Origin of the sequence: Streptococcus sp., from assembly GCF_019414905.1 — a bacterium.
Taxonomy (GTDB): Bacteria; Bacillota; Bacilli; order Lactobacillales; family Streptococcaceae; genus Streptococcus.
This window is the reverse complement of the sequence record NZ_DXLC01000291.1, coordinates 1-5958: the sequence shown is the minus strand read 5'-3', so window position 1 is coordinate 5958 and position 5958 is coordinate 1. Positions and strand designations below refer to the sequence as shown.

The 5958-nt window shown below is 41.1% G+C and carries 6 protein-coding genes and 2 pseudogenes; 6 read left to right on the top strand and 2 right to left on the bottom strand.

Annotation, left to right across the window (positions count from 1 at the left end):
* The 5 genes and pseudogenes from QZ359_RS08880 to QZ359_RS08860 form a co-directional block, all read left to right on the top strand.
* A partial coding sequence (locus QZ359_RS08880; protein ID WP_293965891.1) for an O-antigen ligase occupies window positions 1-822 on the top strand: 822 nt, incomplete at its 5' end.
* Between the two features lie 144 nt (window positions 823-966).
* The gene (locus QZ359_RS08875) at window positions 967-1410 is read left to right on the top strand and encodes a MarR family transcriptional regulator (protein WP_293965890.1); all 444 of its coding nucleotides are present in this window, start codon (window positions 967-969) and stop codon (window positions 1408-1410) included.
* Between the two features lie 34 nt (window positions 1411-1444).
* Window positions 1445-1636: pseudogene (locus tag QZ359_RS08870) on the top strand (polyketide cyclase); the annotation flags it as partial.
* A gap of 12 nt (window positions 1637-1648) precedes the next feature.
* Window positions 1649-2377 carry an ABC transporter ATP-binding protein gene (locus QZ359_RS08865; RefSeq protein WP_293965889.1) on the top strand — a complete coding sequence of 243 codons (729 nt, stop codon included), beginning with the start codon at window positions 1649-1651 and terminating at the stop codon, window positions 2375-2377.
* Entirely contained in the window at window positions 2370-3890 is a 1521-nt protein-coding gene (locus tag QZ359_RS08860; RefSeq protein WP_293965888.1) for an ABC transporter permease/substrate-binding protein, read from the top strand. Before QZ359_RS08865 ends, QZ359_RS08860 begins: the two co-directional genes overlap by 8 nt.
* 136 nt (window positions 3891-4026) lie before the next feature.
* Here the strand turns inward: QZ359_RS08860 and QZ359_RS08855 are convergent, their stop codons facing one another.
* Entirely contained in the window at window positions 4027-4563 is a 537-nt protein-coding gene (locus QZ359_RS08855; RefSeq protein WP_033676414.1) for a TetR/AcrR family transcriptional regulator, read from the bottom strand.
* Window positions 4564-4695: 132 nt separating this feature from the next.
* Between QZ359_RS08855 and QZ359_RS08850 the strand changes: the two genes are divergently transcribed.
* Entirely contained in the window at window positions 4696-5553 is an 858-nt protein-coding gene (locus tag QZ359_RS08850; protein ID WP_033676416.1) for a cation diffusion facilitator family transporter, read from the top strand.
* A gap of 61 nt (window positions 5554-5614) precedes the next feature.
* On the opposite strand, the pseudogene galR reads toward QZ359_RS08850, so the two are convergent.
* Window positions 5615-5958, bottom strand: a pseudogene (gene galR, locus QZ359_RS08845) (DNA-binding transcriptional regulator GalR); the annotation flags it as partial.

Sequence of the window (5958 nt, the reverse complement as noted above, 5' to 3'; positions counted from 1 at the left end):
GCTTTTGCGAGTTTAGAACATTTCCAAATTGTGAAGAAATTTAACTATGCTTTTCTTTCACCCAATATGCAGGTGTGGCATCAGAATCGTGCAGAAGTGACCTTCTTTAATCCTAATTATTATGGAATTATTTGTTGTTTCTGTATCATGATTGCTTTCTATCTGTTTACAACGACCAAGTTGAATTGGTTGAAAGTATTCTGTGTGTTTGCAGGCTTTGTTAATCTCTTTGGTTTGAACTTTACGCAAAATCGAACTGCCTTTCCTGCTATTATCGCTGGAGCAATCATCTATCTCTTTACGACCATTAAAAACTGGAAGGCCTTTTGGCTTAGTATTGGGGTCTTTGCGATTGGCTTGAGCTTCCTCTTTTCCAGTGATTTGGGAGTTCGGATGGGGACTTTAGATTCTTCTATGGAAGAACGCATTTCTATCTGGGATGCTGGGATGGCCTTGTTTAAGCAAAATCCTTTTTGGGGTGAGGGACCATTGACCTATATGCACTCTTATCCTAGAATAAATGCTCCTTATCATGAACATGCTCACAGTCTTTATATTGATACGATTCTGAGTTACGGAATTGTAGGGACTATTTTATTAGTTTTGTCTTCTGTTGCTCCTGTTCGCTTGATGATGGATATGAGCCAGGAATCGGGGAAACGTCCGATTATCGGTCTTTATCTGTCTTTCCTTACAGTGGTTGCTGTGCATGGAATCTTTGACTTGGCCCTCTTCTGGATCCAGTCAGGTTTCATTTTCTTGCTAGTTATGTGCAGTATTCCATTGGAGCATCGAACTTTGGTATCGGACATGACGGATTAAGTTTATAAGATTAAAATCTTCTATCTTGGGTAGGAGATTTTTTTACTGGGAAAAATTATTTCTAAATCGAAATAGTTGACAGTTGGAATAATGAGTGTTACAATTGTTTTATTCTTTTCGATATCGAAATAAATTGGAGGTGTCATGAAAGATAGTCATTTGGTAGCCCATCATATTCGTTTGTTGAATGGTCGGATTTTTCAAAAGTTACTGAGTCAAGATCCTGAAGCTCTTTATCGAAGTGAACAGGGCAAGATTTTAGCGGTTTTATGGAATAGTGAAACTGGCTGCGCAACTGCGACAGATATTGCTCTGGAAACTGGGCTTGCTAACAATACACTGACGACGATGATTAAAAAGCTAGAGGAACAAAACCTTGTAACTATTAGTCCATGTGGAGAAGATAAGCGTAAGAAGTATTTGGTTTTAACAGAGTTGGGGCAGTCTCAGAAAGAAGTGGGGCATCGTGTCAGTCAGAAATTGGATAGGATCTTTTACAAAGGATTTTCAGAGGAAGAAATTCGTCAGTTTGAAGCCTTTCAAGAAAGAATTTTGGCTAATCTGAAAGAGGAGGAAAATGAGGTTTAAAATGGAGTAAATTAGCTGTTTATAAGTAAAGGCCACTTTTGACTTTGTTTTCCAACTCTTAGGACAAGGAAACTATGTGGTTAGCTCTGGTCAGACTCAGATTGATGGTGATGCCTGTGCCCAGTACGATATTTTCCGACTAGAAAACGGGAAAATTTTGTAGTATTGGAATAATAAGGAAGTTTTGCCTAAGATAGAAGCCTTGACCAATAGAGATAAGTTTTAAAAGAGGAAGAACATGATTGAATACAAAAATGTAGCGCTACGCTATACAGAAAAAGATGTCTTGAGAGATGTCAATTTACAGATTGAGAATGGGGAGTTCATGGTTTTAGTTGGGCCTTCTGGGTCAGGTAAGACGACTATGATTAAGATGATTAACCGTCTCTTGGAACCGACTGATGGAAATATTTATATGGATGGCAAGCGCATCAAAGACTATGACGAGCGGGATCTCCGACTTTCTACTGGATATGTTTTACAGGCTATTGCTCTTTTTCCCAATCTAACAGTTGAGGAAAATATTGCTCTGATCCCTGAAATGAAGGGCTGGACCAAGGAAGAAATTGCTCAGAAAACAGAAGAGCTTTTGACAAAAGTTGGTTTGCCAGTAGCTGAGTATAGGCATCGACTTCCGAGTGAATTATCTGGTGGAGAACAGCAGCGAGTTGGTATTGTTCGAGCTATGATTGGCCAGCCTAAGATTTTGCTCATGGATGAACCCTTTTCAGCCTTGGATGCTATTTCGAGAAAACAGTTGCAGGTTCTGACGAAAGAATTGCATAAAGAGTTTGGAATGACAACGATTTTTGTGACCCATGATACGGATGAAGCTTTGAAATTGGCGGACCGTATTGCTGTCTTGCAGGATGGAGAGATTCGTCAGGTAGCGAATCCCGAGACAATTTTAAAAGCGCCTGCCACAGAATTTGTAGCAGACTTGTTTGGAGGTAGTGTTCATGACTAATTTAATTGCAACTTTTCAAGATCGTTTTAGTGATTGGTTGACAGCCCTATCTCAACATTTGCAGTTGTCACTTTTGACCTTGTTACTAGCTATTTTGCTTGCGATTCCCTTGGCTGTTTATCTTCGCTATCATGAGAAGTTGGCGGATTGGGTTTTGCAGATTGCAGGGATTTTCCAGACTATCCCGTCTCTGGCCTTGTTGGGGCTCTTTATTCCTTTGATGGGAATTGGAACCTTGCCGGCCTTGACAGCTCTAGTGATCTATGCGATTTTTCCGATTTTGCAAAATACCATCACTGGACTCAAGGGAATTGATCCGAGTCTGCAAGAGGCTGGGATTGCCTTTGGGATGACCAGATGGGAACGTCTCAAGAAGTTTGAAATTCCACTTGCCATGCCTGTTATCATGTCTGGGATTCGGACGGCAGCTGTCTTGATTATCGGTACGGCAACCTTGGCTGCCTTGATTGGTGCTGGAGGACTGGGTTCCTTTATTCTTTTGGGAATTGACCGTAATAATGCCAGTCTGATTTTGATTGGGGCCCTTTCTTCTGCAGTGCTTGCCATTGCCTTTAACTTCCTACTAAAAGTGATGGAAAAGGCAAAATTGCGGACGATTTTCTCAGGTTTTGCCTTGGTGACGGTATTGCTAGGTCTGTCTTATAGTCCAGCCCTTTTGGCTCAAAAAGAGAAAGAAAACTTGGTTATTGCTGGGAAATTGGGTCCAGAACCAGAAATTTTGGCCAATATGTATAAGTTGCTGATTGAAGAAAATACCAGCATGACTGCGACTGTTAAACCGAATTTTGGGAAAACAAGCTTTCTTTATGAAGCACTGAAAAAAGGCGATATTGACATCTATCCTGAATTTACAGGAACGGTGACTGAAAGTTTACTTCAGCCATCACCTAAAGTGAGTCATGAGCCAGAGCAGGTTTATCAGGTAGCGCGTGATGGCATTGCCAAACAGGATCATCTAGCCTATCTCAAACCCATGTCTTATCAAAATACTTATGCTGTAGCTGTTCCGAAAAAGATTGCTCAAGAATATGGTTTGAAGACCATTTCGGACTTGAAAAAAGTGGAAGGGCAGTTGAAGGCAGGTTTTACTCTCGAGTTTAATGACCGTGAAGATGGAAATAAGGGCTTGCAATCAATGTATGGTCTCAATCTCAATGTAGCGACCATGGAACCAGCCCTTCGCTATCAGGCAATTCAGTCAGGTGATATTCAAATTACGGACGCCTATTCGACTGATGCGGAATTGGCGCGTTATGATTTACAGATCTTGGAAGATGACAAGCAACTCTTCCCACCTTATCAAGGGGCTCCACTCATGAAAGAAGCTCTTCTCAAGAAACATCCAGAGTTGGAAAGAGTTCTTAATAAATTGGCTGGTAAGATTACAGAAAGCCAGATGAGCCAGCTCAACTACCAAGTCGGTGTTGAAGGCAAGTCAGCAGAACAAGTAGCTAAAGAGTTTCTCCAAGAACAAGGTTTGTTGAAGAAATAGCTTGAAAAGCTAAACTCAACTTGGTTAAACGACTATATAGAAGAAAGCTCAGACAATGTCGTCTGGGCTTTTTGATTATTGAAAAGATAAGAAACTCAGTAGCCTAGAAATAAGGCAACCGAGCTTTAATCTGTATTCAATTTTTAGGAATGAGAAGGTCTAGATAAAACTGGACAACTTCCTGGTATGTAAAGTCTTGTCCTTTTTTGAGCCACCAGGTCAATGTCTCGATAAAGTTGGACACGACCAAGTGTTGGAGGTAAGAAGTAGGCAGATTAGTGTGGGCTTCTTTTAACTCATCAGCCAACATGGGATAGACATGGTGTTCTAGCTCTTTATGGAGTTGACGGAGGAAGTAGTCATTTTTGGAAAATAGCAGACTGGTGATATGGTCTTGGTTTTTCTGAAAATGAAGAAAGAGGTGGGCGAGGTAGTCCTCAGTTGAAATGGGTTGCTCTCTTTCAAAGAGATGATGAAAGAGGTAGCGGCAAAGCTCGTCCAGAAGTAGTTCCTTGCTCTCATAGTGACAGTAAAAGGTGGAACGTCCAACATCTGCGAGTTCAATGATATCCTGAACTGTAGTGGATTCGTAGCCCTTATCGTTCAAAAGTTGTAGAAAAGCTTGAAAGATGGCTTTTTTTGTTTTGCTGATACGGCGGTCAATCTTAGTCATATAGACACTTGAGGCAAATTGTTCAGAACTGAATAAAGCTGACCTTTTGCTTCTATCCTTTCTTTGAGTTTTAGTGGATAATGATAATGAACAAGGTGTTCATAAATCTATTATAACAAAGGAATGAGAAAGATGAAGGCAAAATATACTGTTTGGATAGCTTTTTTCTTAAATTTAAGCTATGCTATTGTTGAGTTTATCGCAGGAGGAATATTTGGTTCGAGTGCCGTTCTCGCTGATTCTGTTCATGACTTGGGGGATGCTATAGCCATTGGCATATCAGCCCTTCTAGAAACAATCTCCAATCGTGAAGAAGATAGGCATTATACCTTGGGTTACAAGCGATTTAGTCTTTTAGGGGCCCTGGTGACTGCTGTGATTCTTATCACAGGATCCATCCTAGTGATTTTGGAAAATATAGCGAAAATCTTTCATCCACAATCGGTCAATGATGAGGGGATTTTCTGGTTAGGAATTATTGCGATTACTATCAATGTGCTAGCGAGTCTCGTCATTCGCAAAGGACAAACCAAGAACGAATCCATTCTCAGCCTGCACTTTCTGGAAGATACCTTGGGTTGGGTGGCTGTCATCCTGATGGCCATTGTTCTTCGATTTACCGATTGGTATATCTTGGATCCGCTCTTGTCTATTGCTATTTCCTTCTTTGTTCTGTCAAAAGCCCTTCCACGTTTTTGGAGCACGCTCAAGATATTCCTCGATGCAGTGCCAGAAGGAGTAGATATCCAGAAGATCAAGACGGATTTAGCAGAATTGGATCATGTCGCTAGTATCAATCAGCTTAATCTCTGGACTATGGATGGTTTGGAAAAAAATGCCATTGTCCATGTTTGTTTAAAAGAGATGGAGCATATGGAAACTTGTAAAGAATCTATTCGAATTTTCCTCAAAGATTGTGGCTTTCAAAATATTACCATTGAAGTTGATGTTGATCTAGAAAGTCACCAAGCACATAAGCGAAAGGTGTGAGTTGGAGCGGAATCATAGAGATTATTAGAGAAACAGCCTTGCTAGCGGTCGTTTTGTAATTCTAATCATTCTTTGTACTCTCTCTCAGAGTCAGTCTGGTACCCAACATGGTTAGGCTAGGAATTTTGCGACCGTGGAGTACTTCCTTATTAAGAATATCCATACCTGCTCGGCCCATTTCCTCAGTATAGACCGTGATGCTAGAAAGGGGAGGATAAACTTGCTTGGTCAGGCTGGTGTCGTTAAAGGAAATGAGGCTGACGCGGTCTGGCAGGCTGATTCCAGATTCTTGGAGGGCACGGAGGGCACCGATAGCTAAACTATCGCTAGCTGCAAAAAAGGCAGGTGGCAGTTGGTCTCCTAAACTCTGAATAGCCTCCTTCATCAAGTCATAGCCAGACTGGG

Bases quoted from the DNA above. Each gene is read 5' to 3' on its own strand.
- QZ359_RS08875 (WP_293965890.1), top strand. From the start codon at position 967: ATGAAAGATAGTCATTTGGTAGCCCATCATATTCGTTTGTTGAATGGT.
- QZ359_RS08865 (WP_293965889.1), top strand. From the start codon at position 1,649: ATGATTGAATACAAAAATGTAGCGCTACGCTATACAGAAAAAGATGTC.
- QZ359_RS08860 (WP_293965888.1), top strand. From the start codon at position 2,370: ATGACTAATTTAATTGCAACTTTTCAAGATCGTTTTAGTGATTGGTTG.
- QZ359_RS08855 (WP_033676414.1), bottom strand. From the start codon at position 4,563: ATGACTAAGATTGACCGCCGTATCAGCAAAACAAAAAAAGCCATCTTT.
- QZ359_RS08850 (WP_033676416.1), top strand. From the start codon at position 4,696: ATGAAGGCAAAATATACTGTTTGGATAGCTTTTTTCTTAAATTTAAGC.